This is a genomic window from Brenneria roseae subsp. americana (genome assembly GCF_003115815.1).
Taxonomy (GTDB): Bacteria; Pseudomonadota; Gammaproteobacteria; order Enterobacterales; family Enterobacteriaceae; genus Brenneria; species Brenneria roseae.
Genome location: NZ_QDKJ01000012.1, coordinates 1 through 25,825 on the forward strand (window position 1 = coordinate 1; position 25,825 = coordinate 25,825).

The 25,825-nt window shown below is 49.8% G+C and carries 22 protein-coding genes and 1 rRNA gene; 12 read left to right on the top strand and 11 right to left on the bottom strand.

Annotated features, from left to right (window positions below; all coding sequences use genetic code 11):
- The first annotated feature begins 141 nt into the window (after positions 1-141).
- Positions 142-257, top strand: a 5S ribosomal RNA gene (gene rrf, locus B4923_RS14910).
- Between the two features lie 85 nt (positions 258-342).
- Here rrf and mobB read toward each other — a convergent pair.
- Both mobB and mobA read right to left on the bottom strand, forming a co-directional pair.
- Positions 343-864 (bottom strand): molybdopterin-guanine dinucleotide biosynthesis protein MobB, encoded by a 522-nt coding sequence (gene mobB, locus B4923_RS14915; protein ID WP_109055164.1) that lies wholly within the window; start codon positions 862-864, stop codon positions 343-345.
- Entirely contained in the window at positions 854-1,432 is a 579-nt protein-coding gene (mobA, locus tag B4923_RS14920; RefSeq protein ID WP_109055165.1) for a molybdenum cofactor guanylyltransferase MobA, read from the bottom strand. The genes mobB and mobA overlap by 11 nt, the downstream gene beginning before the upstream one ends.
- A gap of 124 nt (positions 1,433-1,556) precedes the next feature.
- On the opposite strand from mobA, the gene B4923_RS14925 reads away from it, so the two are divergent.
- The 5 genes from B4923_RS14925 (at position 1,557) to spfP (ending at position 6,916) form a co-directional block, all read left to right on the top strand.
- Entirely contained in the window at positions 1,557-1,826 is a 270-nt protein-coding gene (locus tag B4923_RS14925; protein WP_109055166.1) for a YihD family protein, read from the top strand.
- A 73-nt stretch (positions 1,827-1,899) separates the two neighbouring features.
- Complete coding sequence (locus B4923_RS14930; protein ID WP_109055167.1) at positions 1,900-2,886, top strand: serine/threonine protein kinase; 987 nt, start codon at positions 1,900-1,902, stop codon at positions 2,884-2,886.
- 24 nt (positions 2,887-2,910) lie between these two features.
- Entirely contained in the window at positions 2,911-3,534 is a 624-nt protein-coding gene (dsbA, locus tag B4923_RS14935; RefSeq protein ID WP_109055168.1) for a thiol:disulfide interchange protein DsbA, read from the top strand.
- 379 nt (positions 3,535-3,913) lie between these two features.
- Positions 3,914-6,706, top strand: a complete 2,793-nt coding sequence (gene polA, locus B4923_RS14940; RefSeq protein ID WP_109055169.1) for a DNA polymerase I — start codon at positions 3,914-3,916, stop codon at positions 6,704-6,706.
- Positions 6,707-6,868: 162 nt separating this feature from the next.
- Positions 6,869-6,916 carry a small protein SpfP gene (gene spfP, locus B4923_RS21405; RefSeq protein ID WP_071892919.1) on the top strand — a complete coding sequence of 16 codons (48 nt, stop codon included), beginning with the start codon at positions 6,869-6,871 and terminating at the stop codon, positions 6,914-6,916.
- A 206-nt stretch (positions 6,917-7,122) separates the two neighbouring features.
- Here the strand turns inward: spfP and yihA are convergent, their stop codons facing one another.
- Positions 7,123-7,740, bottom strand: coding sequence for a ribosome biogenesis GTP-binding protein YihA/YsxC (yihA, locus tag B4923_RS14945; protein WP_245929611.1), 618 nt, complete (start codon positions 7,738-7,740; stop codon positions 7,123-7,125).
- Positions 7,741-8,081: 341 nt separating this feature from the next.
- Between yihA and yihI the strand changes: the two genes are divergently transcribed.
- On the top strand, positions 8,082-8,609 hold the full coding sequence (gene yihI / locus B4923_RS14950; RefSeq protein WP_109055171.1) for a Der GTPase-activating protein YihI: 528 nt from the start codon (positions 8,082-8,084) through the stop codon (positions 8,607-8,609).
- Positions 8,610-8,941: 332 nt separating this feature from the next.
- A complete protein-coding gene (gene hemN / locus B4923_RS14955) occupies positions 8,942-10,315 on the top strand; it encodes an oxygen-independent coproporphyrinogen III oxidase (RefSeq protein WP_109055172.1) in 1,374 nt (457 codons plus the stop codon).
- Between the two features lie 82 nt (positions 10,316-10,397).
- Here hemN and B4923_RS20795 read toward each other — a convergent pair whose 3' ends face one another.
- From B4923_RS20795 to glnA, 4 genes are all read right to left on the bottom strand, one after another.
- A complete protein-coding gene (locus tag B4923_RS20795) occupies positions 10,398-10,520 on the bottom strand; it encodes a YshB family small membrane protein (RefSeq protein WP_136157249.1) in 123 nt (40 codons plus the stop codon).
- A gap of 265 nt (positions 10,521-10,785) precedes the next feature.
- A complete protein-coding gene (glnG, locus tag B4923_RS14960) occupies positions 10,786-12,198 on the bottom strand; it encodes a nitrogen regulation protein NR(I) (RefSeq protein ID WP_109055173.1) in 1,413 nt (470 codons plus the stop codon).
- A gap of 8 nt (positions 12,199-12,206) precedes the next feature.
- On the bottom strand, positions 12,207-13,256 hold the full coding sequence (gene glnL / locus B4923_RS14965; protein WP_109055174.1) for a nitrogen regulation protein NR(II): 1,050 nt from the start codon (positions 13,254-13,256) through the stop codon (positions 12,207-12,209).
- Positions 13,257-13,558: 302 nt separating this feature from the next.
- Positions 13,559-14,968: a glutamate--ammonia ligase gene (gene glnA / locus B4923_RS14970; protein WP_109055175.1), complete on the bottom strand. Its 1,410-nt coding sequence runs from the start codon at positions 14,966-14,968 to the stop codon at positions 13,559-13,561.
- Between the two features lie 367 nt (positions 14,969-15,335).
- Between glnA and typA the strand changes: the two genes are divergently transcribed.
- From typA to fabY, 4 genes are all read left to right on the top strand, one after another.
- Positions 15,336-17,159, top strand: a complete 1,824-nt coding sequence (gene typA, locus B4923_RS14975; protein ID WP_109055176.1) for a ribosome-dependent GTPase TypA — start codon at positions 15,336-15,338, stop codon at positions 17,157-17,159.
- 169 nt (positions 17,160-17,328) lie between these two features.
- The gene (gene yihX, locus B4923_RS14980) at positions 17,329-17,940 is read left to right on the top strand and encodes a glucose-1-phosphatase (protein WP_109055293.1); all 612 of its coding nucleotides are present in this window, start codon (positions 17,329-17,331) and stop codon (positions 17,938-17,940) included.
- A gap of 78 nt (positions 17,941-18,018) precedes the next feature.
- Positions 18,019-18,456 (top strand): D-aminoacyl-tRNA deacylase, encoded by a 438-nt coding sequence (dtd, locus tag B4923_RS14985; protein WP_109055177.1) that lies wholly within the window; start codon positions 18,019-18,021, stop codon positions 18,454-18,456.
- A 56-nt stretch (positions 18,457-18,512) separates the two neighbouring features.
- Entirely contained in the window at positions 18,513-19,454 is a 942-nt protein-coding gene (fabY, locus tag B4923_RS14990) for a fatty acid biosynthesis protein FabY (protein WP_109055178.1), read from the top strand.
- A 30-nt stretch (positions 19,455-19,484) separates the two neighbouring features.
- Here the strand turns inward: fabY and B4923_RS14995 are convergent, their stop codons facing one another.
- The 4 genes from B4923_RS14995 to trmH form a co-directional block, all read right to left on the bottom strand.
- Positions 19,485-21,182, bottom strand: a complete 1,698-nt coding sequence (locus B4923_RS14995; RefSeq protein ID WP_109055179.1) for an AsmA family protein — start codon at positions 21,180-21,182, stop codon at positions 19,485-19,487.
- Positions 21,183-21,495: 313 nt separating this feature from the next.
- Positions 21,496-22,887 carry a nucleobase:cation symporter-2 family protein gene (locus B4923_RS15005; RefSeq protein ID WP_109055180.1) on the bottom strand — a complete coding sequence of 464 codons (1,392 nt, stop codon included), beginning with the start codon at positions 22,885-22,887 and terminating at the stop codon, positions 21,496-21,498.
- A 161-nt stretch (positions 22,888-23,048) separates the two neighbouring features.
- On the bottom strand, positions 23,049-25,130 hold the full coding sequence (gene recG, locus B4923_RS15010) for an ATP-dependent DNA helicase RecG (RefSeq protein ID WP_109055181.1): 2,082 nt from the start codon (positions 25,128-25,130) through the stop codon (positions 23,049-23,051).
- Positions 25,130-25,822 carry a tRNA (guanosine(18)-2'-O)-methyltransferase TrmH gene (gene trmH / locus B4923_RS15015; RefSeq protein ID WP_109055182.1) on the bottom strand — a complete coding sequence of 231 codons (693 nt, stop codon included), beginning with the start codon at positions 25,820-25,822 and terminating at the stop codon, positions 25,130-25,132. Before trmH ends, recG begins: the two co-directional genes overlap by 1 nt.
- Positions 25,823-25,825: the final 3 nt, after the last annotated feature.

The window sequence follows — 25,825 nt, forward strand, 5'->3', positions numbered from 1 at the left end:
CAGTACTAATGACCCGGGAGGCTTAACCTTACAACACCGAAGGTGTTTTAGAGAGAAAGACTTACTCAAGTTCAGCTTGTTCGAAGATTGGTTCTGATGGTTGCGGAGAAGACTGCGACGGTCGGGATGAAACAGAATTTGCCTGGCGGCGATAGCGCGGTGGTCCCACCTGACCCCATGCCGAACTCAGCAGTGAAACGCCGTAGCGCCGATGGGAGTGTGGGGTCTCCCCATGTGAGAGTAGGGAACTGCCAGGCATCAAATTAAGCGAAAGGCTCAGTCGAAAGACTGGGCCTTTTGTTTTTAATAGACTCTCGCACTAGTTTGGTAAAACCACCTTTCCTATTTTTGCCTAGATAACCACCGGGAGATAAACAGAGCGACTTCTTGGGGTTGATTAAGGTCTAATTGTGGAAGCATGGCGGTTGCTATTTTTGTGTCTGAAGCAATAGCAATCACATGTTCGTCAAACAAATTAGCAAGCTCTCGACCTAAAGACTGACGAAATAAAACGATCTTGGCGATCTTTTCATGTTTGAATCCTTCGACCAAGACCAGATCAACAGCAGAAGAATCCATTTTGCTGGCTAATTCATATAAATCAGGATCTTCCTGCTTTGGCGTTTCTGTCATCAACGCCCATCGCTGGTTACTTGCCACGATGGTCTGTGCGGCTCCTACCTTGCGTAACTCATAGCTGTCTTTACCAGGGGTATCAATATCCATTTGATGGTGTGTATGCTTGATTAGGCCCACCCTGATGCCCTTTTTTACCAAAAGCGGGATAACTCGTTTAAGTAGCGTTGTTTTTCCCGTACCGCTATAGGCTGTGATAGCAAGCAGAGGGGGATGATTAACATTCATTTTGCTGTCTCTGCCAATTGGATAAGTCTTCCGGTGAGTTCAGGTTAAGGAATGCGTTTGGCTGATCGGCAAATGAAACCGCTTTGGCGCCTATCTGTTCGATAAAAAGCATTAATTTACGATCTCCATTATGAAGATAGGTTTTTAAGGGCTCGATAAGACATCGGTTGATTAACAATAGTGTTGGATGATCTCGACGCCCATCGGTTACATAGACCGCATTGTTCCCCTCTTTCTCTTTCCATAGCCGATGGACAAGATCCAGCGGGAGCCCTGGAACATCACAGGGAACAAAAACAATCCACTCTGATGCCGACGCCTGCATGCCGGTAAGGATACCAGCCAATGGGCCGGCAAAGCCTTTCTCAATGTCGCTAACGACCCGATATCCACTTTGTTGGTAAGCGGATAGATTACGATTGGCGCTAATGATGATGTCATCAACCTGATTTTTCAGGCGGCTGAGAACATGCTGGTATAACGGTATGCCACGAAGTTCCACCAGTCCTTTGTCGTTACCACCCATTCGCGTTGACTGCCCACCCGCCAGAATGACGCCCGTGATCATTTTTTACCCCTGTTACCTGAGTCATATGTCATTTTCTGAAAACTTTTACTGAAGACCAAGTTCTTTCCACATACAGCCAAGACTGTTATTTTTGTCATAGTATTTACTTTTTGAGGATAAAAAAATGAAATGTCATCGCGTTAATGAACTGGTCGAACTGTTACACCCAGCCTGGCAAAAAGAGCCTGATTTAAATCTTGTCCAATTTTTACAAAAACTTGCACAGGAGGCGGGGTTCGAAGGGCAGTTTAGTGAACTGACTGATGATATCCTTATTTACCATCTGAAAATGCGCGACTCAGATAAAGCACAGGTGATTCCTGGTTTGAAAAAAGATTATGAAGAAGATTTCAAAACCGCATTACTTCGTGCGCGTGGCGTTATTAAAGATTAATAAGGTCAAAAAGTAACGTGCTCCTGGTGCCGATAAGTGCGCATCTTTATCTTACATACTGACAGTGGTTGTTATGAACAGCTCAGTTTTTAATTTTCAGACGTTGTTCCCTGAATTAATCATGGATGCATTGCTGGATACCGGATTGCGTGTAGATTCAGGTTTGACCGCTTTAAACAGCTATGAAAACCGGGTATATCAGTTTACTGATGAAGAACGGAAGCGATTTGTGGTGAAGTTTTACCGCCCGGAGCGGTGGACAGAAGCGCAAATTCTCGAAGAACATACGTTTGCCAGCGAATTCGCTGAAGATGAAGTCCCTATTGTCGCGCCGTTAATGCTGAATGGTCGTACTCTGCATCGTTATGAAGGATTTTATTTTGCCGTTTTTCCTAGTGTCGGCGGACGGCAATATGAAATGGATAATGAAGAACAGCTGGAATGGGTTGGTCGATTCTTAGGCAGAATTCATCAGACGGGCAGTAAATCTTCTTTTTCAGAGCGGCCAACTATCGGCTTGAATGAGTATTTGCATGAGCCGTATCAACTATTGGAACGCTGCCCGTTAATACCGAAAACACATCGAAATGCTTTTTTACAGGCAACCAGAAAGCTGATTGATACTATCGCGGTTTATTGGCGTACTGATTGGCATTCTCTGCGTTTGCATGGTGATTGTCATCCGGGCAATATTTTGTGGCGTGACGGCCCGCTATTTGTGGATCTGGATGATGCACGTAATGGTCCGGCAATACAGGATTTATGGATGTTGCTGCATGGAGAGCGCCATGAACAACGCATACAGCTGGATATTCTGTTGGAGGCTTACAGTGAATTTGCTGAATTTCAGGATGATCAGTTGGCATTAATCGAACCTTTACGCGCGATGAGGCAGATCTATTATCTGGCCTGGGTTGCTCGCCGTTGGAAAGATCCCGCTTTTCCTCGAAATTTCCCCTGGATGACTGATGCCGATTTTTGGCTTAAGCAGATATCAATATTTACCGAACAGGTTAAGCTGTTACAGGAGCCTCCTTTGCAGCTAATGCCAATGTACTGAAATTAAATGGAGAGAGTGTATTTTATGAAAAATTTATGGCTTGCGCTGATTGGTGTCGTTCTGTCATTTAGTGTTTCGGCGGCTGAATTCTCCAATGGTAAACAATTTGTCGAATTGGATAAATCGGCAACTCAGGAACCTCAGGTTCTTGAATTCTTCTCATTTTATTGCCCGCATTGTTATCAATTTGAGCAGGTTTATCATATACCTGAAGCAGTAAAAAAAGCGCTGCCGGCCGGGACAAAAATAACCCGCTATCATGTGGATTTTTTAGGTCCATTGGGTAAAAATCTGACTCAAGCCTGGGCTGTGGCCATGGCATTGGGCGTGGAAGAAAAAGTCAGTCCCTTGATGTTTGATGCGGTTCAGAAAACGCAGACTGTACAAAATCCTGACGATATTCGTAACGTTTTTATCAGCGCGGGTGTTAGTGCGGAAGAATTTGACGGTGCATTAAATAGCTTTGTTGTGAAATCCCTGGTTGCTCAACAGGAAAAAGCCGCGGCAGATTTACAATTACGTGGCGTTCCAGCTACGTTTGTTAATGGCAAATACATGATTAAGAATGATGGTTTGGATACCAGCTCAATGGATGCCTACGTAAAACAGTATGCTGATGTTGTAAAATTTCTTATCGACAAGAAATAAACGGTAAATAAACCACGCTGATGAATCAGCGTGGTTTTATTCTTTAGGCCTCGTCTTTTTCATCTCTCAAACAAATACATTGTGATTTCATCAATATGTTATCGATTAATTTATATCCACAAAATGGATTATCTTTTACCGATCCTTGCTAATAATCAAAATTATTTTAACTGCATGAATAATATGGATATAAATAGAATCAATTTTTCCAGTGGATCTATGGATAATTAACTTTTCAATTCTATTCACAAACTTATCCACAGGAAGATCTTGCGATGATGCATGCAAAAATGATGAATACCTCACGTTAAGGATCGTCTCTTTCCTTCAGCTATGGCATGCTTAGCGTCATGACAGATAACAAAGATTACAGCAGGCTATGGCTCAGATTGCAGAAAACCCATTCATTCTGGTAGACGGCTCATCTTATTTGTACCGTGCTTATCATGCGTTTCCTCCGTTAACCAATAGCGCAGGAGAACCAACCGGTGCGATGTATGGCGTATTAAACATGCTGCGCAGCTTGCTGCTGCAATATCGCCCCAGTCATGTCGCGGTGGTGTTTGATGCCAAAGGTAAAACGTTCCGTGATGAGTTGTTCGAGAACTACAAGGCACATCGTCCACCAATGCCGGATGATTTGCGCGAACAGATTGAACCTTTGCACCAGATGGTGAAGGCCATGGGATTGCCATTGCTTGCGGTTTCCGGTGTGGAAGCTGACGATGTGATTGGTACGCTGGCTTTGCAGGCTGAAAAAGCCGGAACGCCAGTATTGATTAGTACTGGCGATAAAGATATGGCGCAGTTGGTTACGCCGAACATAACGCTCATCAACACCATGAACAACACCATCCTGGGCCCGCAGGAGGTGTGTGAGAAATATGGTATTCCACCGGCGTTGATTATCGATTTCCTGGCGTTAATGGGTGATTCATCCGATAACATTCCTGGTGTCCCCGGTATTGGAGAGAAGACGGCGCAAGCGTTATTACAGGGCATCGGCGGCGGTCTGGATATGTTGTATGCCAATCTGGATAAGATCGCCGGGCTTTCATTCCGCGGTGCTAAAACCATGGCGCCTAAGCTCGAGCAAAATAAAGAAATTGCGTACCTTTCCTATCAGCTTGCCACCATTAAAACAGATGTTGAGCTTGACCTGAGCTGCGGGCAGTTAACGGTCAACGAACCGGATGTTGATGAACTGCATCGTTTATTTTCCCATTATGAATTCAAGCGTTGGTTAGCGGATATTGAATCCGGCACATGGTTGCAGGGTAAAAAGAGCCACTCACCTGCGCCGAAAGCGATCAAAGCGGCTGAGAAACATATTGATAAGCCTGAAACAGAGCCGGTACTTTCTGCTGATGGCTATGTCACCATTCTGGATGAAAATACGCTGCTGGAATGGATTGAACGTTTAAAAAATGCCGACGTTTTTGCTTTTGATACCGAAACCGATGGGTTGGATACATTAACCGCCAACCTCATTGGGCTTTCATTTTCGGTAAAACCAGGGGAAGCGGCTTATCTTCCATTAGCTCATGATTATCTGGATGCGCCGGAGCAGCTGGATCGCGATCGGGTATTGGCCTTGCTTAAGCCGCTGTTGGAAGATGAAAAAAGCTTAAAAGTTGGTCAGAACCTTAAATTCGATAAAGGCGTGATGAAACGTTATGACATCGAGTTGCGAGGGATCGCGTTTGATACCATGCTCGAATCTTATGTTCTGGATAGCGTTGCCGGGCGTCACGATATGGATAGCCTCGCTGAACGCCATCTGAGTCATAAAACAATTACCTTTGAAGAGATTGCCGGCAAAGGCAAGAACCAACTGACATTTAATCAAATCGCACTGGAACAAGCGGGGCCTTATGCGGCGGAGGATGCGGATGTCACATTACATTTGCACCAGAAACTGTGGGGGCAATTACAGCAACATGCTGAACTTCGTCAGGTGTTTCAGACCATCGATATGCCGTTGGTGCCCGTGCTATCCCGAATGGAACGAACTGGCGTGCTGATTGATCCTGGCATTCTGTCCGAACACTCTAAAGAGCTGACAGTTCGTCTGGCCGAATTGGAAACCCAGGCTTACGAATTGGCGGGTGAAGAGTTTAACCTGTCATCGACAAAGCAGTTGCAAGGCATTTTGTACGAAAAGCAAAAGCTGCCGATCCTGAAAAAAACGCCGAAAGGCGCGCCTTCTACCAACGAAGAAGTGCTGGCTGAGCTGGCATTGGATTATCCTCTGCCAAAATTGATTCTTGAGTATCGCGGACTGGCGAAACTGAAGTCTACCTACACCGACAAGCTGCCGTTGATGATTAACCCGGCAACCAAGCGTGTGCATACTTCTTATCATCAGGCGGTGACGGCTACCGGTCGCCTGTCTTCCAGCGATCCCAACTTGCAAAACATTCCGGTGCGTAATGAAGAAGGGCGGCGTATTCGCCAGGCTTTTATTGCACCGAAGGGATACAGCATTGTTGCCGCGGACTATTCGCAGATTGAGCTTCGTATTATGGCGCATCTTTCCGGCGATAAGGGTCTATTGAAAGCGTTCTCTGATGGGCTGGATATTCATCGTGCTACCGCTTCGGAAGTATTTGGCATTGCGCTGGATAAGATAACATCTGAACAGCGTCGCAGTGCAAAAGCCATTAACTTTGGCTTGATATACGGTATGAGTGCGTTTGGGCTGTCGCGCCAGTTGAATATTCCTCGTTATGAATCGCAGAAATACATGAATCTGTATTTCGAACGTTACCCTGGTGTTCTGGAATATATGGATCGTACCCGCCAGCAGGCCACCGAGCAGGGCTATGTTTCTACCTTGGATGGTCGTCGTCTTTATCTGCCTGACATTAATTCGCGTAATGCAATAGCCCGTAAAGCGGCAGAGAGAGCGGCCATCAATGCGCCGATGCAGGGGACTGCGGCCGATATTATCAAGAAAGCGATGATCGCGATTGACGATTGGTTACAACAAGAGAAACCGCTCGTGAATATGATCATGCAGGTTCACGATGAATTGGTTTTTGAGATCCATGATTCCGTTTTGGAAGCATCTAAAAACAAAATCAGGGAGTTAATGGAAGGATGCATGCAGCTTAATGTACCGTTGCGAGTTGATATTGGAACCGGTATGAACTGGGATGAAGCCCATTAAGCCATGTTGGGTCATATATTTCTGTAATAAAATAACAGGATAGTGTGACCTGGTTTGACTTTGTGTAGTTGGTCGCCAATTTTTATGAAAGTAAACAACAAAAAAACCTTTGTTCCGACGAAAAAATAGGGTAGAGTTAAAGACGTAGGGTACAGAGGTAAGATGTTCTATCTTTCAGACCTTTTACTTCACGTAATCGGATTTGGCTGAATATTAGCCGCCCCGGTCATTTTTTGACTGGGGCGTTTTTTATTTGTCTTATTCCTGAGGCTCACCCCTATGGCCCGCCGCAAGCGGCGTTTAACAACGCTCCCCCGCGTTTTTTATGACGGACGTCCAGCCCGTCATAAGCGGTGTTGAAAATATTTCCCGGAAATTTTTTATTGGGGCAGTTCAGGATTGGCAGGAAACAGGAATTACTCGCTTTTCTGTTCTTCTTCCTCATCGATAGATGGCAACGAGCTGAACCAGCTATCAAGCTTCTGACGTAATTTCTCAACGCCCAGTTTCTTCAATGAAGAAAAGGCTTCCACCTGAATATCACCCATAAATGGCAATACCGCTTCACGTACCATATTAAGTTGAGCTTTACGTGCGCCAGATGCCAATTTATCCGCTTTGGTCAGCAGAACCAGAACGGGAAGCTGTGCATCAACGGCCCACAGCAGCATTTGTTGATCGAGATCTTTCAACGGGTGGCGGATATCCATCAGTATCACCAGGCCTTTCAGGCTATTACGTTTCTGAAGATATTCACCCAGCGAACGTTGCCACTTGAGTTTCATGGCTTCCGGCACGTCGGCATAACCGTAACCGGGTAAGTCCACCAAACGAACGCCTTCCACAACTTCAAACAGGTTGATGAGCTGTGTTCTTCCCGGTGTTTTACTGGTACGCGCCAGGTTTTTTTGATTGGTCAGCGTGTTCAGCGCGCTGGATTTTCCGGCGTTAGAGCGCCCAGCAAAGGCAACTTCAATACCGCTATCTGTTGCCAGGTGGCGAATATCCGGGGCGCTGATGACAAAATGCGTCATGTGGTAGTTATATTGCTGGGTCACAATGATTATCTCTGTCTGGATCGAGTCAGGTTGGGGATTATACCTGTAACTGACAATAAAGGCGGTTTTATCTGTTCCGAAATCTGGTTCCTGAGGTACTGGATTGCCTCGCGTATCCGGTCGTCGCGGTTAGCGATGTGACGAGAGAGACATTCGATGGGCGGCTTCCTTGCACCTTGAAAGGCAATGGGTATAGCCTATATTCAAGTCTGAAATAATGAAAACCATCATCAGTCTATGTGAGTACTTTTTTATTGTCGGGCTTTCTGCTAGATTCCGCCGCAATTACCTTCACCTGTGTACCTGAGAACAACATTATGAGCCAATCAATTAAAGGGTCCGCCAAACCCAAAATCAAAAGAAAAACCCGCGAAGAGCTGGATCGGGAAGCACGTGACAGGAAACGTCAGAAAAAACACCGTGGTCATGCGGCGGGAAGTCGTGCTCAGGAAAAAGGATCGTCAAATGGAACTGCCGGACAGCGTAACGCTGCCGATCCACGCATCGGCAGTAAAAAACCGATTCCGTTGGGGATTCAGGAAACCGTATCTGCGAAATCCAAATCTGTCGCCCGGGCAGCCAAAGAAACGGTAACACCTGCCGCCATGTCGCCCGAAGAAGAACTGGCGATGCTGGAAAACGATACTCGTTTGGACGCGCTGCTGGATCGTCTGGATAACGGAGAAACGCTGAGTGCCAAAGAGCAATCCTGGGTTGATGAAACGCTGGATCGTATTGATATGTTGATGGAACAACTTGGTATCGAACTGGGGGATGACGAAGAAGAGCAACCGGAAGATATGCTGCAACTTCTGAAGCGCAATAACCCGAAAGATGCATTCTAATCGATGAAATTGCTGTTTCTGTTACTGGTATTGCTGGTTACGTTTTATCTGTTTTGCCTGTTAGGTAAACTCTGGCTCCTGTCGAAACGGAAAAACCGATTACATCGTGCAGTTATGAATGGCCGATCGTCATTGATACGCCCAAGAAAAAAACGCCGGGAACGTTTTTAAACGCCATTTATGGCGGCCCTTAGGGTGAGTCTCATGGATGAGACGAATAAAAAAACGCCGGGAGCGTTTTTAAACGATCCGTAAAAAGGTAAGTCTCCGGCGACCCCGTAGAGGGAGGGCAAGGATTTGGCCAATAACAAAGACAGGAAGGAGTGAGCAGCATGTCCGTGCAGTCAGTTGATTGGGATTTAGCCCTGATTCAAAAATATAACTATTCCGGGCCCCGTTATACGTCTTATCCCACCGCGCTGGAGTTCAGTGAACAGTTCGATGAGCCTGCTTTTCGGCAGGCTATTGCGCGTTATCCACAGCGAGCGCTCTCGCTATATGTCCATATCCCATTTTGCCACCGTCTGTGCTATTTCTGCGGCTGTAATAAGCTGGTCACGCGCCAGCAGCATAAAGCGGATGAATACCTTGATGTGCTGGAGCAGGAAATCCGCCAGCGGGCCCCGTTGTTTGCCGGACGAACGGTGACGCAAATGCATTGGGGAGGCGGTACGCCGACCTATTTGAATAAATCGCAAATTAGTCGCTTGATGCGGCTGCTGCGTGAGCAATATTCCTTTTCAGCTCAGGCCGAGCTGTCGCTGGAAGTTGATCCTCGTGAAATTGAGCTGGATGTTCTCGATCACCTGCGTGCCGAAGGATTTAATCGCCTGAGCATGGGGGTACAGGATTTTAATAAAGAAGTACAGAATCTGGTCAATCGTGAACAGGATGAAGATTTCATTTTTGCATTGATCGCGCGAGCGAAATCTCTGGGTTTTACGTCAACCAATATTGACCTGATTTATGGCTTGCCAAAGCAGACCCCTGAAAGTTTTGCATTTACGCTACAGCGTGTCGCTGAACTGAACCCACACCGGCTCAGTGTGTTTAACTATGCGCATTTACCCAGCTTGTTTGCGGCTCAGCGGAAAATCAAAGAGGCTGATTTGCCGGATGCAGAACAGAAGATGGAGATTTTGCAGCAGACAATCAGCACCCTGACGCAATCAGGTTACCAGTTTATTGGTATGGATCACTTTGCACGTCCAGATGATGAACTGGCGGTGGCGCAGCGGGCGGGAAAGCTGCATCGTAATTTCCAGGGCTACACAACCCAGGGAGATAGCGATTTGCTGGGCATGGGGGTATCGGCGATTAGTATGATCGGTGATAGTTATGCCCAAAACCAGAAGGAGCTGAAACGCTATTATGCTCAGGTCAGGGATTCTGGGAATGCGTTGTGGCGTGGATTGCAACTGACGCAGGATGATTGCATCCGGCGTGATGTCATCAAGACGCTGATTTGTAATTTCCAGCTAAACTATCAGGCAATTGAAGCGGATTACGGTATCGATTTTCAGTCCTATTTTGCGCAGGATTTGCAGCAGTTGGCGCCATTAGCGGCTGATGGGCTGGTGGATATGCAGGAAGCCGGGATTGCGGTTACGCCGAAAGGGCGTCTGTTGATCCGTAATATCTGCATGTGTTTCGATAATTATCTGCGGGATAAAATACGGACGCAGCAATTTTCTCGGGTGATCTAATAAAAAACAGCCACGTTACGCGGCTGTTTTTTTAATAGTGATACCTCTTTAGTGAGAACACCGGCATTGAGATGGCGGTGTATTAACTAAAGAAGTTGATCAAAGCGGCGCACAGGACAGCGGCAATCGCTGTTTGCGGTGAATGGCTCGCAGCAGAGCTTATTTCAGCACTGTGTGTCACTATGGAAATTAATGAATCCAGCATGTTACTCCTCCCGAATCAGCGACACGATCATACTGCTGGCCAACGGCAAGTAAAGAACAAATTTATGACAATTTCGTGCGCCAGATTGTATTTTTCACGCTAATTTTCACCGCTTGTCACCAGCTGCTTTCCGAAGTAGCACGAGTGTGTTTCTGGATCACCCACGGCGGCTTGTTTTGGGGGCCGCCTGACGGTTTAGAGGCGATACCGCTATCCTTGCGCTACGGTGAAAAGTGCTTGCACAAAATAGATGTGCAAGCCTTGATTACTCCATTCCCAGTTCTTTCAGCTTGCGCGTAAGGGTATTTCTTCCCCATCCCAATAAGCGGGCCGCTTCCTGCTTGTGTCCCTGTGTATGCCGCAGCGCGGTGGTGAGCAAGGTTCTTTCCATTTCGGGTTGCGCTTCTGCCAACAGATTTTGATGACCGGAACGTAATGCCCGATCTGCCCACTGTGCCAATAAGGTTGCCCAACTGTCAGGCAACATATGTACGGTGGAATCGGGAGCGGTGGTTTCAAATAACTCTGGTGGCAAATCCTGAATCAGCACTTCCTGACCAGCCGCCATGACCGTTAACCAGCGACAGGTGTTTTCCAGTTGCCGCACGTTGCCAGGCCAGGGCAGGCGGGTGAGTGCCGTTTCTGTTTCCGGATGCAGATTTTTCGGTTCCACGCCCAGTTCTTTGGCCGTTGCCTGCAAAAAGTAGCGCGCCAGGCGAGGAATATCCTCACGGCGTTCACGCAGCGGCGGCAGGTGAACACGAATAACATTCAGACGGTGAAAGAGGTCTTCACGAAACTTTCCTTCCTGTACCCGCAGTTCAAGGTTTTGGTGCGTAGCCGCAATAATTCGCACATCCACTTTAACCGCGGCGTAGCCACCAACCCGATAAAACTGACCGTCAGCCAATACGCGCAATAAACGAGTCTGGACATCAAGCGGCATATCGCCGATTTCATCCAGAAACAGCGTACCGCCATCGGCTTGCTCGAAGCGTCCCTGACGAATTTGATTGGCGCCGGTAAATGCGCCTTTCTCATGGCCAAACAATTCTGATTCGATCAAATCCTTTGGAATTGCCGCCATGTTCAGGGCGATAAAAGGTGCCTTGGCCCGCGGGCTATGGCGGTGCAGAGCATGGGCTACAAGTTCTTTACCGGTACCGGATTCCCCGTTAATCAGCACGCTGATGGAAGAACGTGACAGACGGCCAATGATCCGAAACACATCCTGCATTGCAGGCGCTTCACCGATAATATCTGTTGTCGGGCCGTTGATCGGTTGACTACGAACGGGCTGCTGCTGTTCCAGATAGTGACTGATGGCACGTTCGACCAGCGCGACCGCTTCGTCGATATCAAAAGGTTTTGGAAGGTAATCAAATGCGCCTTGCTGATAGGCGCTGACGGCAGCGTCCAGATCGGAATGCGCAGTCATAATGATGACCGGTAACATAGGATGACGTTGTTTTATTTGCTGCAATAATGCCAGCCCATCCATTCCCGGCATACGGATATCGGACAACAGTACGTCTGGCGTTTGTGTTGCCAACGCATGCAGAGCCTGGTTTCCGTTATCAAACGTCGCACAGGTTAACCCCGCACCAGTGAGCGCACGTTCGAGCACCCAACGGATGGAGCTATCGTCATCGACAATCCAGACTATCCCTCGTTGCATTGTGAACCTCACTGGCGAATGGGCAGGTAGACCGAGAATTCGGTGTGTCCTGGCCAACTGTTAAATTCAATTTTACCGGAGTGTTGATCGATAAGGCTGCGTGCAATGGACAATCCCAAACCTGTGCCACCTTCCCGACCGCTGACCATTGGATAAAACAACGTATCCTGTAACTGAGCCGGTACACCTGGGCCGTCATCTTCAATATCAATGCGTGCAGCGAGGCGATAACGCACACCATGTAAGGTGAGCTGAAATGCTGTACGGGTACGCAACGTGATGGTGCCGCCTTCCTTACCTAATGCTTGTAGCGCATTACGCGTGATGTTCAGTAACACCTGTTCGATCTGATCTGGGTCGTGTGTGAGTTCAGGCAGGCTGGGATCGTAATCTTTCACCAGCGTCACGTTGTCAGGTTTTTCCAGAGAAACGAGTTGGCATACCCGCTCCGCAACCTGATGGATGCTTTGGGTGACATGCAGGCCGGGCTGCTGAGGGCCAAGCAGACGGTCAACCAGATTGCGCAGACGATCCGCCTGTTCGATGATCACTTTGGTGTATTCGGTCAACGCCGGATCGGGTAAGGCTTTGGAGAGTAGCTGCGCGGCGCCACGTAATCCACCCAGTGGATTTTTTATCTCGTGCGCCAACCCTCTGACCAAATCTCGGGCGGCCTGTTGCTGAGCCTGCTGGAGTTGCTCCTGGCTAAGACGACGTTGGTTATCCATCGGCGCCATTTCCAGCAGAATGAAATCCCCCTGCACCCGTTGCGCGGTAAGCGACATGATATGGGCTTTACCATCCACGACGATGGTGACTTCGTTATCCGTAAAACCTTGCCCTGAATCCAGACTCTCACGCATCAAATCTATATTCAGAGAAAAATATCCCAGCAAGTCAGGTAACGGCGTACCTGATAATTTACGCGAGCTTTGTGCCAATAATTGTTGCGCTGCCGGGTTGGAATAATGAATCGCCAGATCGCTATCCAGCAATAAGATGCTGTTGATTAAAGAATTTAGGATCTGCCCAGCATCGGGCAGCGTGCCTGTTGCCATAACGCAGACTCCCGCACCATATTGGTGCATAGTAGTGTATATGATGGATATGATGTTGCAACTTCAGAGTTTGTGGAGAAAAAAGCCCATCATGAGATGGGCTGAAAAGTTTCCACGGCAACAAAAAATTTTCAGGAAAAATTTTTATTAACGTAACGTTAGCCCGTCGCACCGCAACAGTCCCTACCGGGGTGACGAACATGAATAGCCCGCCACAAAAACAAACTAACGATTTATTCTGTCAGTAGCCTAACCGTCAGCACGATTGGGCTACTGTTTTACTGTACGGCTAATCGCAGTAATTACACGCTGTAGTACAGTTCAAACTCAACCGGATGCGGAGTCATGCGAATACGGTCATTTTCTGCTTTGCGCAGTTCGATGTAAGCATTGATAGCGTCGTCAGTGAACACGCCACCACGGGTCAGGAACTCGCGGTCTGCATCCAGTGCGTTCAGCGCTTCTTCCAGAGAACCGGCAACGGTTGGGATTTCACTCGCTTCTTCTGGCGGCAGATCGTACAGGTTTTTGTCCATTGCATCGCCAGGATGGATTTTGTTGATCACGCCATCCAGACCCGCCATCAGCAATGCTGAGAAACACAGGTACGGGTTAGCCGCCGGATCCGGGAAGCGAACTTCGATACGACGTGCTTTCGGGCTTGCGACAACCGGAATACGGATAGACGCAGAACGGTTACGTGCGGAGTAAGCCAGCATTACTGGCGCTTCGTAACCCGGGACCAGACGCTTATAAGAGTTGGTGGTCGGGTTGGATAATGCGTTGATGGCTTTAGCGTGTTTGATTATGCCGCCAATGTAAAACAGCGCAGTTTCAGACAGACCGCCGTATTTGTCGCCAGCAAACAGGTTGGTGCCGTTTTTGGCTAAAGACATATGGCAGTGCATACCGGAACCGTTGTCACCGAATATGGGTTTTGGCATGAAGGTCGCGGTTTTACCGAACGCATGAGCAACGTTATGTACGACGTATTTGTAAATCTGAATTTCATCTGCTTTTTTGGTCATGGTATTGAAGCGGGTTGCCACTTCGTTCTGACCAGCGGTGGCTACTTCATGGTGGTGTGCTTCTACAACCAGACCCATTTCTTCCATGGTCAGACACATGGTAGAACGCAGATCCTGTGAAGAATCTACTGGTGGAACCGGGAAGTAACCGCCTTTTACTGACGGACGGTGGCCTTTGTTGCCGCCTTCGTATTTAGTGCCGGAGTTCCACGCACCTTCGATGTCGTCAATGGCTACGTGAGAACCGGAGATGTTGCTGCCGAAGCGAACATCATCAAACAGGAAGAATTCTGGTTCCGGCCCAAACAGCACCGTATCGGCAATACCGGAAGAACGCAGGAAGTCTTCAGCACGTTTGGAGATAGAGCGCGGATCGCGATCGTAGCCCTGCATGGTGCCTGGTTCCAGAATGTCGCAACGGATAATCAGAGTAGACTCTTCAAAGAACGGGTCGATAACGGCAGTGCTCGCATCTGGCATCAAGACCATGTCGGATTCGTTAATGCCTTTCCAGCCGCCAATCGAGGAACCATCAAACATTTTACCTTCTTCAAAGAAGTCAGCGTTAACTTGATGAGCCGGAATGGTGACGTGCTGTTCTTTACCTTTGGTGTCGGTGAAGCGTAAATCAACAAACTTCACTTCATGTTCATTCAGCATCGTCAAAACATGTTCTGCGGACATACTTGGTTCTCCCGATTGTTATTTATCGTCGTGGAACGAATATCATTGTGGATTGATGTTGTTACCGTGCGTAAACTAAAGCTAAAAGTGTGCCAACTTTTTAAATACGTGCAATGTGTTGCTCTTAGGGGCTTTCCGCGTGAAGACCTCTGCACCATTATAGGTTATAGCACCAAAATGGTGCTTTGTGGTGAGCTTGCGCACCAATTTGGTGCTTTGGTTCACTCTTGTAGCGTTTTTGCACCGTGAAAGGGATCACAAAGCAGGCAGCATTGGGTTGTTTATCATAGATGCTTGTGATCTTGTTTAGTCCCTCGATTAATACGTGTACAATAGCGCGCTATTTCTAAATGCCTGAGGCAAAGCTGTGATCGAAAATTTGCGTAACATCGCCATTATTGCGCACGTTGACCATGGGAAAACCACCCTGGTCGATAAGTTGTTGCAACAATCCGGAACTTTCGGAGAACGTACTGAAGCAACCGAACGTGTAATGGACTCCAACGATTTGGAGAAAGAGCGTGGAATTACCATCCTCGCCAAAAATACCGCCATTAATTGGAAAGACTACCGCATTAACATCGTGGATACCCCTGGACACGCCGACTTCGGCGGTGAGGTAGAACGTGTAATGTCGATGGTTGACTCGGTGCTGTTAGTCGTTGACGCAATGGATGGTCCGATGCCGCAGACCCGTTTTGTGACCAAGAAAGCATTTGCTAATGGTCTGAAACCGATTGTGGTGATCAACAAGGTTGACCGTCCCGGGGCGCGTCCTGACTGGGTTGTCGATCAGGTGTTCGACCTGTTCGTGAACCTGGATGCGACGGATGAGCAACTGGATTTCCCTATCATTTACGCATCAGCGTTAATGGGGATCGCGGGTAATGATCATAATGATATGGCGGAAGATATGACTCCGCTGTATCAGGCGATCGTTGACCACGTATCTGCGCCTAAAGTAGAGCTTGAAGCGCCGTTCCAGATGCAGATCTCCCAGTTAGACTATAACAACTACGTGGGTGTTATCGGTATTGGCCGTATCAAACGCGGTCGTGTGAAGCCTAACCAGCAGGTCACTGTCATTGATAGCGAAGGCAAAACTCGTAACGGTAGAGTCGGTAAGGTTCTGACCCATATGGGGCTGGAACGTATCGAAGCGGCGGTGGCTGAAGCGGGTGATATTATTGCTATCACGGGTCTGGGCGAGCTGAACATCTCCGATACCATCTGTGATGTGAACGCGGTTGAGGCCTTGCCTGCGCTGTCTGTTGATGAACCGACCGTGACCATGTACTTCAACGTCAACACTTCGCCGTTCTGCGGTAAAGAAGGGAAGTATGTGACGTCTCGTCAGATCCTTGAGCGTCTGAACAAAGAACTGGTGCATAACGTCGCGCTGCGCGTTGAAGAAACCGAAGACGCTGACGCATTCCGCGTTTCAGGCCGTGGTGAACTCCACCTGTCGGTTCTGATCGAAAACATGCGCCGTGAAGGTTTCGAACTGGCGGTTTCTCGTCCTAAAGTTATCAATCGCAAAATCGATGGCCGCTTGCAGGAGCCATTCGAGAACGTAACGCTGGATATCGAAGAACAGCACCAGGGCGCGGTCATGCAGGCTATGGGTGAGCGTAAGGGTGATGTTAAAGACATGATCCCTGATGGCAAGGGCCGTATTCGTCTGGATTACCTGATCCCTGCTCGCGGTCTGATCGGTTTCCGTACCGAATTCATGACGATGACGTCGGGTACCGGTCTGCTGTATTCCACCTTCAGTCATTACGATGACGTACGCCCGGGTGAAATCGGTCAACGCCAGAATGGCGTTCTGATCTCCAACGGTCAGGGTAAAGCGGTGGCGTTCGCCCTGTTCAGTTTGCAGGATCGCGGCAAACTGTTCCTGGGACACGGTGCTGAAGTGTATGAAGGCCAGATTATCGGTATTCACTCACGTTCAAACGATCTGACAGTAAACTGTCTGACCGGTAAGAAACTGACCAACATGCGTGCTTCCGGTACGGATGAAGCCACGACACTGGTTCCGGCCATCAAAATGTCTCTGGAACAAGCGCTGGAGTTTATCGATGATGATGAACTGGTTGAAGTCACGCCTCAGTCGATTCGTATTCGTAAGCGTTATCTAACCGAAAACGATCGCAAACGTGCTAACCGCGGCCCGAAAGAAGGCTGATTTTTATCAGTGATTTCTTTTGTGCAAAAGGCATCTTCGGATGCCCTTTTTTATGCGCATCGTTTTTATCTACATCTCTGCTTTCATTTTTTCCTGTTCATCCTCCCTGTTCAGTTTTGCGATTTCCCGCTACAGTGAAAAACCAACGGTTATATCAGGAGGAGAGACCATGCTTTATATCTTCGATTTGGGCAACGTCGTCATCGATATTGATTTCAACCGGGTTTTAGGCGTTTGGAGCAATCTCAGCAGTGCGCCGCTGGCGACGCTGAAAGAGCGTTTTGTCATGGGAGAAGCGTTTGAACAGCATGAACGTGGCGAAATCAGTGATGAAGAATTTGCTGAACAGCTATGTCATGAAATGGGGATTTCGTTGAGCTTCGAGCAGTTTTCCGCGGGCTGGCAGGCTATTTTTGTGGCATTGCGTCCGGAGGCGATCGCGATCATGCAGCAGCTGCGAAAGGATGGGCATCGTGTCGTCATTCTTTCCAATACCAACCGCCTGCACTGTGGTCATTGGCCGGTTTTGTTCCCCGAAGTGGAGAACGCAGCCGATCGTCTTTATCTGTCACAGGATATCGGTTTACGCAAGCCAGAAGCGGCTATCTATCAGTATGTGTTGACGCAGGAAGGCGTCGCGCCGGAGCAGGCAATCTTCTTTGATGATAACCCCGCCAATGTTGCCGCTGCCCAGGCGCTGGGGATCCACAGTATTCTGGTGACCGATCGTCAGGCGATCCCGGACTTTTTCGCCACACAGTCAGCCACGGCCAGTGTGTAAGCCATTGTTAATCGGTTTCATCGTACCTTTCTGCGATGAAGCCTGCCAACATCATAAAAACAGGAGTGAAAACGTTCTATGATCGCGTTAATTCAGCGAGTTTCCAGCGCCAGTGTCACCGTAGACCATGCGATTGTGGGGGAAATTGGGCAAGGATTACTGGTATTGCTGGGCGTTGAGCAAGGCGATGATGAACAAAAGGCTGAGCGGCTTTGCGAACGGGTTTTGGGTTACCGAATATTCGGTGATGAAAATGGCAAAATGAACCTTAATGTCAGTCAGGCCGGCGGCAGTGTACTCGTGGTGTCGCAATTTACGCTGGTGGCTGATACCCAGAGAGGAATGCGTCCCGGTTTTTCCCGCGGCGCGGCGCCAGCGCAGGCCGATCGTCTCTATCAGTATTTCGTCGGACAGTGCCGTGAACGGGCTATTCATACGGAAACAGGATGTTTTGCCGCAGACATGAAAGTCGCATTGGTTAATGATGGTCCGGTGACCTTCTGGTTACAGGTATGACGTATTTTTTAATGAGATGTGGTTTTCATTAAGCATGGTTTTAAAGGGGAATGGTTATGTACCACCTGAGAGTACCTGAAAGCGCCGAAGAACTTGATGCGTACTATCAGTTCCGCTGGGAGATGCTGCGTAAACCTCTGCATCAGCCTCTTGGCTCTGAGCGTGACGCCTATGACGCGCTGGCGCACCATCAGACCGTGGTTGACGAACAAGGGCGGCTGGTGGCGATTGGACGCCTTTCCATCAATGCCGATAATGAAGCGGCAATCCGGTTTTTAGCGGTACATCCGCAGGTTAGGGGGAAAGGGTTAGGGACATTGCTGGCCATGACTCTGGAGTCGGTGGCGCGTCAGGAAGGAGTAAAGCGCGTAGTATGCAGCGCGCGTGAAGACGCCATCGATTTCTTCGCCAAGCTGGGGTTTGTCAATCAGGGCGAAATCACCGCGCCACAGACTACGCCGATACGACATTTTCTGATGATTAAACCGGTTGCGACGCTGGATGATATTTTACATCGTCCGGATTGGTGCGGTCAGTTACAGCAGGCCTGGTATGAGCATATTCCGCTGAGCGAAAAAATGGGCGTGCGCATCAGCCAATACACCGGGCAGAAATTTATTACTACAATGCCGGAAACAGGTAATCAGAATCCTCATCACACGCTGTTTGCCGGGAGTATGTTTTCGCTTGCTACGCTGACAGGCTGGGGATTGATCTGGCTGTTATTGCGTGAAAGGCATTTGGGCGGAACGATTATTCTGGCTGATGCGCATATTCGTTACAGCACACCCGTGATGGGCAGGCCAAGTGCGGTTGCCGATCTTGGCTCACTAAGCGGTGATTTGGATCGCCTTGCCCGTGGGCGCAAAGCCAGAGTCCAACTGAATGTGGAGCTGTTTGGCGATGATATAAAAGGCGCCTTGTTTGAAGGGATTTATATTGTTTTACCCGCGAAGCCGGAAGATCCTCTGGAACAAGGCGGGTCGGAAATACGGTGATGGCGTTATCGCCATCACCCGTGATGATGTTTACTGCTCGGTATGCGTCGTTAATGTTCCTTGATGCATTTGCTGATTGATAGGCTGCCCGTTACTGTCAACGCCTTGAAGTGAACCAGTTAACGTTGGTTTCAACGGCGTACTGGCGGCAAGCTGCCCATTAAGCTGCAATTGCAGATTCGAATTGCCTGCGGGGGCAGAGGGTGATGTCGGCCATCCCCAGCGCGTCAAGATATCCATCGGGACGGAACGTCCGCTCATCGTAAATGAAAACTCACGGGCAGGCTGTTGACTGATGGTGGCTTTAGCTTCCAGCAGGCCCGCCTGCGTAAATGTGCTGAGATCGGTGATGGAAATCTGACTGTCGGTGGCGGTCAAAGCCAATGACGGACGTCGGATATCCACCTTATTGAAGGTGGCATCGCTGGCATTCAGATTCAGGCTGCCAGCCCAAATGCCCCATTCATGATTACGCGCCAGCACCAGATCGCTGCCGTATCCATCCAGCGCGGTAAGCTGGAAGGGAAAATCCGGGTTGATATCGATCAGCAGATTGCGGTTCGCCGTGAATTTTCGGATAGTCACCTCTGTCAGCCAGTCAGGCAGCGACGTTTGCCAATGCTGACGCCAGTCGGCCGGCAGGGTGTATTCCATGCCCGCCACGACAAATTCATTCAACAGCAGACGGTGGTTACTACGTTGCCAGCTACCGTTGGTTCGCAGCAGGCCACCTTCCCAGCGTGTAGTAAACTGCTTGATATCCACGCCGTCCGGTGAGAGAGCCAGATTAACGATGGGGTCGATGAAGTGCATACTGCCGTTGACAATATCGGTGGCGTTGAAGGACAGTTCGCCGTCCTCGCTTTCCCAATCACCTTTTTTAAAGGTGACATCCTGCAACGTCACATCAAGATCGATAAACGCCCATCCCGGCCCTTCAATTCGGGCATCAATCAAATCGAAGCGATTGACCGCCACGGACGGAATTGCAGTGATCGGTTCCCAGAAATCCTGTATGGCCCGCGGTGTTTGGAGGCGAACGTTGCTCAGTCGCAGGTTACCAATTTGCCAACTGCCATCTTCCCCGCGGCTGGCGTTGCCTGTGAGCTGACCCTGCGCCACATCGGCACCGAAGTTACTCAAAATAAGCTGGTTCTGGTTGATTTCGCCTTGCATCAGAACCTGACTGGCAGGAATATCATTAAGCCGCAATGAACGGGCGCTGAGCTGAAAGCGGCCTTGCTTGCCCAGTAGATATCCCGCTTCTGGCTGCCAGGGGGTGATGCCACCGTTGATTACCTGACCATTCAAACGCCAGTCGCCATCCTGCGCCTGCAATGCCATCGACCGTAATTGTAAAATGTCTGCTTCGATAGGCAGCGTAACGGCCGTGGACGACAGATTCAGCGTACCGCCTTCCAGTTCCAGGCTGGAAAAGTGACGCGGATCGGTGATCTGACGCATACCAAGACCGACCGAGACGGTGGGGGCTGAGAGTGTCGGCGGCTGGTCCTTATGACCAAAGGTGACGTCTTTCAACTGAATATGGTTGAGTGAAGACCAGTCATGGCTAATTTTGCCTAATGAAAGCTGATAATTTGTATTTTGATTCACCCAATTGCTAACCCAGCCTGCCGCCCATGCCGTTTGCAGTAATACATATAAAATAACCAGCGCCAGTAATACCAGCAGGAGTAGCGTCAGCAATAATTTCCCGAGAAATTTCATCGTGTCTGTCCATGCCAATCGTCAGGGATACTGAGTTTATGCCGCAATTGCCCATAAGGCTCAATAGATAATGCAGTTACAGACAGTAAAAAGCGACCCGTGTTGCACCACGCGTCGCTTTTATTGGTGTATACCCGTCATACTTCAAGTTGCATGTGCGTTGGCTGCGCTCAGTCACCCGAATCACTTACCTGAGTAAGCTCATCGGGATTCCTTCCCTTGCCGCCTTCCCGCAACTCGAATTATTTAGGGTATATATCCCTGTAACGTAAAATATATCGGGTATAGCCAGCGTGATTGACGCTGGCGGGTATTATTTCTCTTCCTGGGGGAAAACCAGATTCAGTACGATTGCGGTGATACCACCCGCAGCAATACCGGAAGAAAGCAGCGTTTTCATCCACTCAGGCGCGAATTGCAGAATCAGCGGCTGCTGTGACACACCCAGACCTACGGCCAGAGAAAGCGCGATAATCATGATCGCGCGGCGATTCAACGGCTCGCGAGACACGATACGAACGCCGGATGCAGCGATAGTACCAAACATGACGATTGTCGCGCCGCCCAGTACCGGCTCAGGAATATGCTGTACAAAGCCGCTGACGGCCGGGAACAGTCCCAGAACGATCAGCATCAGTGCAACGACAAAACCGACATAGCGACTGGCAACGCCGGTGAGTTGAATGACGCCGTTGTTCTGACCAAAGCAGGAGTTCGGGAATGTATTGAAAACTGCTGACAGGCAGGAATTCAGGCCGTTTGCCAATACGCCGCCCTTTAAGCGTTTCATGTACAGCGGCCCGCTGACCGGTTGTTCTGATACGTCGGAGGTGGCGGTAATATCGCCAATGGTTTCCAGTGAGGTCACCATGAAGACCAGCATGAGCGGGATGAGCAAATTCCAGTCAAAGCCCAGACCGTAATACAACGGCGTTGGCACCATGATGAGTGAACTTTCCGCTGCCGGTGCGCTGCCCGGCAGCATATCCATGATCCACGCGCCCAGATAACCTACCGCCATGGCTATCACCAGCGATGCCACGCGCAGATAGGGGTTACGCTGGCGATTCAGTACAATAATCACGGCCAGAACGATACCTGCCAGCAACAGATTTTTCGGGGCGCCAAAGGTATTATCGTTCATCGCGGCATAGCCGCCGCCGATCGATGTCAGGCCAACCTGAATCAGCGACAGACCGATAATCATCACCACAATTCCTGATACCAGCGGGGTGATAATGCGGCGCGCAAGGTGCAAAAAGCGCGAAAGGACAATTTCTGTGCAGGAAGCGACCATCAGCGTACCGAACAAGGCCGCCATCATGGTGGGAACATCCGCCCCCCCGTTTTTCAGCGCCAGGCCGCCCATAATCAATGGGGTAACAAAATTAAAGCTGGTGCCCTGAATAGACAGCAGGCCTGAGCCTACGGGGCCCCAGGTTTTAATCTGCAAAATAGAAGCAAGGCCAGAGGCAAAAAGCGACATGCTGATGATGTGCTGTGTGTCCTGTGCCGGCAATCCCAATGCCTGACAAATCAGCATGGCTGGCGTGATCACCGCGACAAACATCGCCAGCAGATGCTGACAGGCTGCAAACAGGGTCTGCGGCAGAGGAGGTCTGTCCTCCAGACGGTAGATTAATTCGCTGCGTTTAGGGGCGGCGGCCATATCTGGCTGAGGGATATCCGTGGTGGTGATGGTCATAATAGTTGGCGTACCTGAAATGACAAAGAGGGCATTTTAATGATCTCTTTGGCAAAAGCAAACGTTTGCGAAACGCTGTTTCTGATATGAAATTCATCTGGTAGATAATGACTTGTTATTTGAAGGGTTATTGGATGAGGCGCAGTAACATGGCCTGATGTTCAGGCATTGGTATAGCGGGTTCGTTCCGGTAACCAACGTTCAATCAATGCCTTGGCATGTTCTGGGTAACGTTGATGAAGGTGGCGGGCGACACGCTGTATCTGCGGGATTAACGCCTGATCGCGTAGCAGGTCCGCCACTTTGAACTCGGCATTACCCGTCTGGCGGGTGCCCAATAACTCACCGGGGCCACGAATTTCCAAATCGCGTTGCGCAATGACAAATCCATCGTTGCTATCGCGCAATACCTGAAGACGTTTCTGCGCCGTTTTGCTAAGCGGGGTTTTATAAAGCAGTACGCAGTGTGAGGCAACCGCACCACGGCCAACCCGGCCACGTAACTGATGAAGCTGCGCCAGCCCCAGCCTCTCTGGGTTTTCGATAATCATCAGGCTGGCATTAGGAACGTCGACGCCAACTTCGATAACCGTCGTGGCAACTAACAATTGCAGTTCCCCCTGTTTGAAAGCTTGCATGACGGCCTGTTTTTCCTGCGCTTTCATCCGACCATGTACCAGCCCGACGGAAAGTCCGGGCAACGCCGCTTTCAGCTCCGCACAGGTTGCCTCGGCGGCCTGGGCTTCCAATAGCTCGGATTCTTCAATCAGCGTACAAACCCAATAGGCTTGCCGACCTTCCTGCTGACAGGCGCTGTTCACGCGCTGAATAATGTCACTACGGCGTGAATCAGGGATAGCGACAGTGGTAACGGGCGTTCTTCCCGGCGGCAGTTCGTCAATGACGGAGGTATCCAGATCGGCGTAAGCGGTCATCGCCAGCGTTCTGGGGATCGGTGTCGCCGTCATGATGAGCTGGTGAGGATGAAATCCCTGCTCTTCGCCTTTTTCCCACAGGGCCAGACGTTGATGTACACCGAAACGGTGTTGTTCATCAATAATCACCAGCGCCAGTCCATTAAATTTTACCTGCTGCTGGAAGATGGCATGCGTACCTACCACCATAGATACTTGACCGCTGGCAATGGCCTCTTGCTGTGCCTGACGGGCTTTCCCTTTTTGCTTTCCGGCCAGCCAGCCCACTTCAATCCCCAGTGGTTCAAACCACTGACGAAAATTATAGGCATGTTGCTCCGCCAGTAACTCGGTGGGAGCCATGAGCGCCACCTGTTTACCGTTCGCGATAGCGCGTAGTGCCGCTAGCGCAGCAACCAGCGTTTTGCCTGACCCTACATCCCCTTGAACCAGTCGCATCATGGGAAAATCGTTGACCATGTCAGCTTCAATTTCGCCGACGACCCGATCCTGCGCCTGTGTGGGCGAGAAAGGCAGGTTGGCAAGCAGGCGCTGTTTAAGGCGATCATTGACCGGCAGTGATAATGCCCGATAACGCTGGGCACCGGCACGAACCGCCAGCATACTCAGATTATGTGCCAGCAACTCTTCCATGATAAGCCGCTGCTGCGCCGGGTGCTTACCCTGCTCAAGCTCGCTGAGTTGCATATCAGGCGGTGGACGATGCAGGATATGCAGGGCTTCCGGCAGACTGATAAGCGAGTGGCTCAGTTCTTCTGGCAACAGTTCATCGATGGGATTGGCATCCAGCAAAGCCAGCGCCTGATCGGTTAACTTACGCAACGTTGCCTGACGAACCCCTTCCGTCGTGGGGTAAACCGGCGTCAGGGATTCCTGTAATTCAACCTGAGAGTGATCCCCTTGCACCCGGTACTCCGGGTGGATAATTTCAGCGCCAATTTTACCACGCTTGATTTCACCATAGGCGGTGACTCGCTGACCGGGAGCCAGACTGTTTTTCATTGCGGCGTTGAAATTGAAAAAGCGCATGGTCAGCATACCGCTGCCATCACTGATTTGGCAGGTTAGCATACGGCGGCGGCCAAACGAGATGTCATGACGTAATACTTCGCCTTCCACGGTGGCATACATACCCGGAAGGAGATCGCCGATCGCATAAAGGTGGGTACGATCTTCATAGCGCAACGGCAGGTGAAGCAACAAATCCTGAACGGTTTCCAGTCCGATACGGGCGAGTTTTGCGGCCTGACTGGCACCCACGCCAGCAAGCGTGCTCAGCGGTTGGGTGTGCAGCAGGCGACCTTGCATCAGGACTCCGACGCTTGCATTGCCGCCCACCAGGGGGCATCGGCAACGATCTGGCCGCTATCATCGATATAAGGGCGGGGTAAACCTTTACGTTTGGCTACGCGTGCCAACACCGGATAACCCCCTTCAAACAGCAGACACTGCTGTTCTTCCTTTTCCAACGGGCTATCGTCGCGTTGATACATGCCTGCCATCTGACGCTGCCGCTGAGCCTCATACAAAATCAAGGCGGATGCGACGGAGACATTCAGCGACTGCACCATACCGGTCATTGGAATGATGATATCCCGATCCGCCAGCTTCAGCGCTTCCGCCGTAATACCGGTTTTTTCCTGCCCCAGCAGAATGCAGGTCGGACGTGTGTAATCAATGTCGCGAAAATCGACGGCTTGTTCAGACAAGTGGGTAGCCAGAACCTGCATACCCGTTGATTTTAGATAGCTGACGGCGTCATGAATGGTGCGGTGCGTTTTGACTTCGACCCAGCTGTTGCTGCCCGCAGCGGAAGAGACCAGCGTTTTCATGCGGCTGGTGGGCCAAACAGCATGAATTTGATGAACGCCAACCGCATCGGCGGTACGGATCACCGCGGAAATATTATGGGGTTTATGCACCTGCTCCATGCAAATCGTCAGATCGGGCTGACGACAGGTCAGCATCTCTCTTATGCGTGCATAACGTTGAGGGGTCATAAC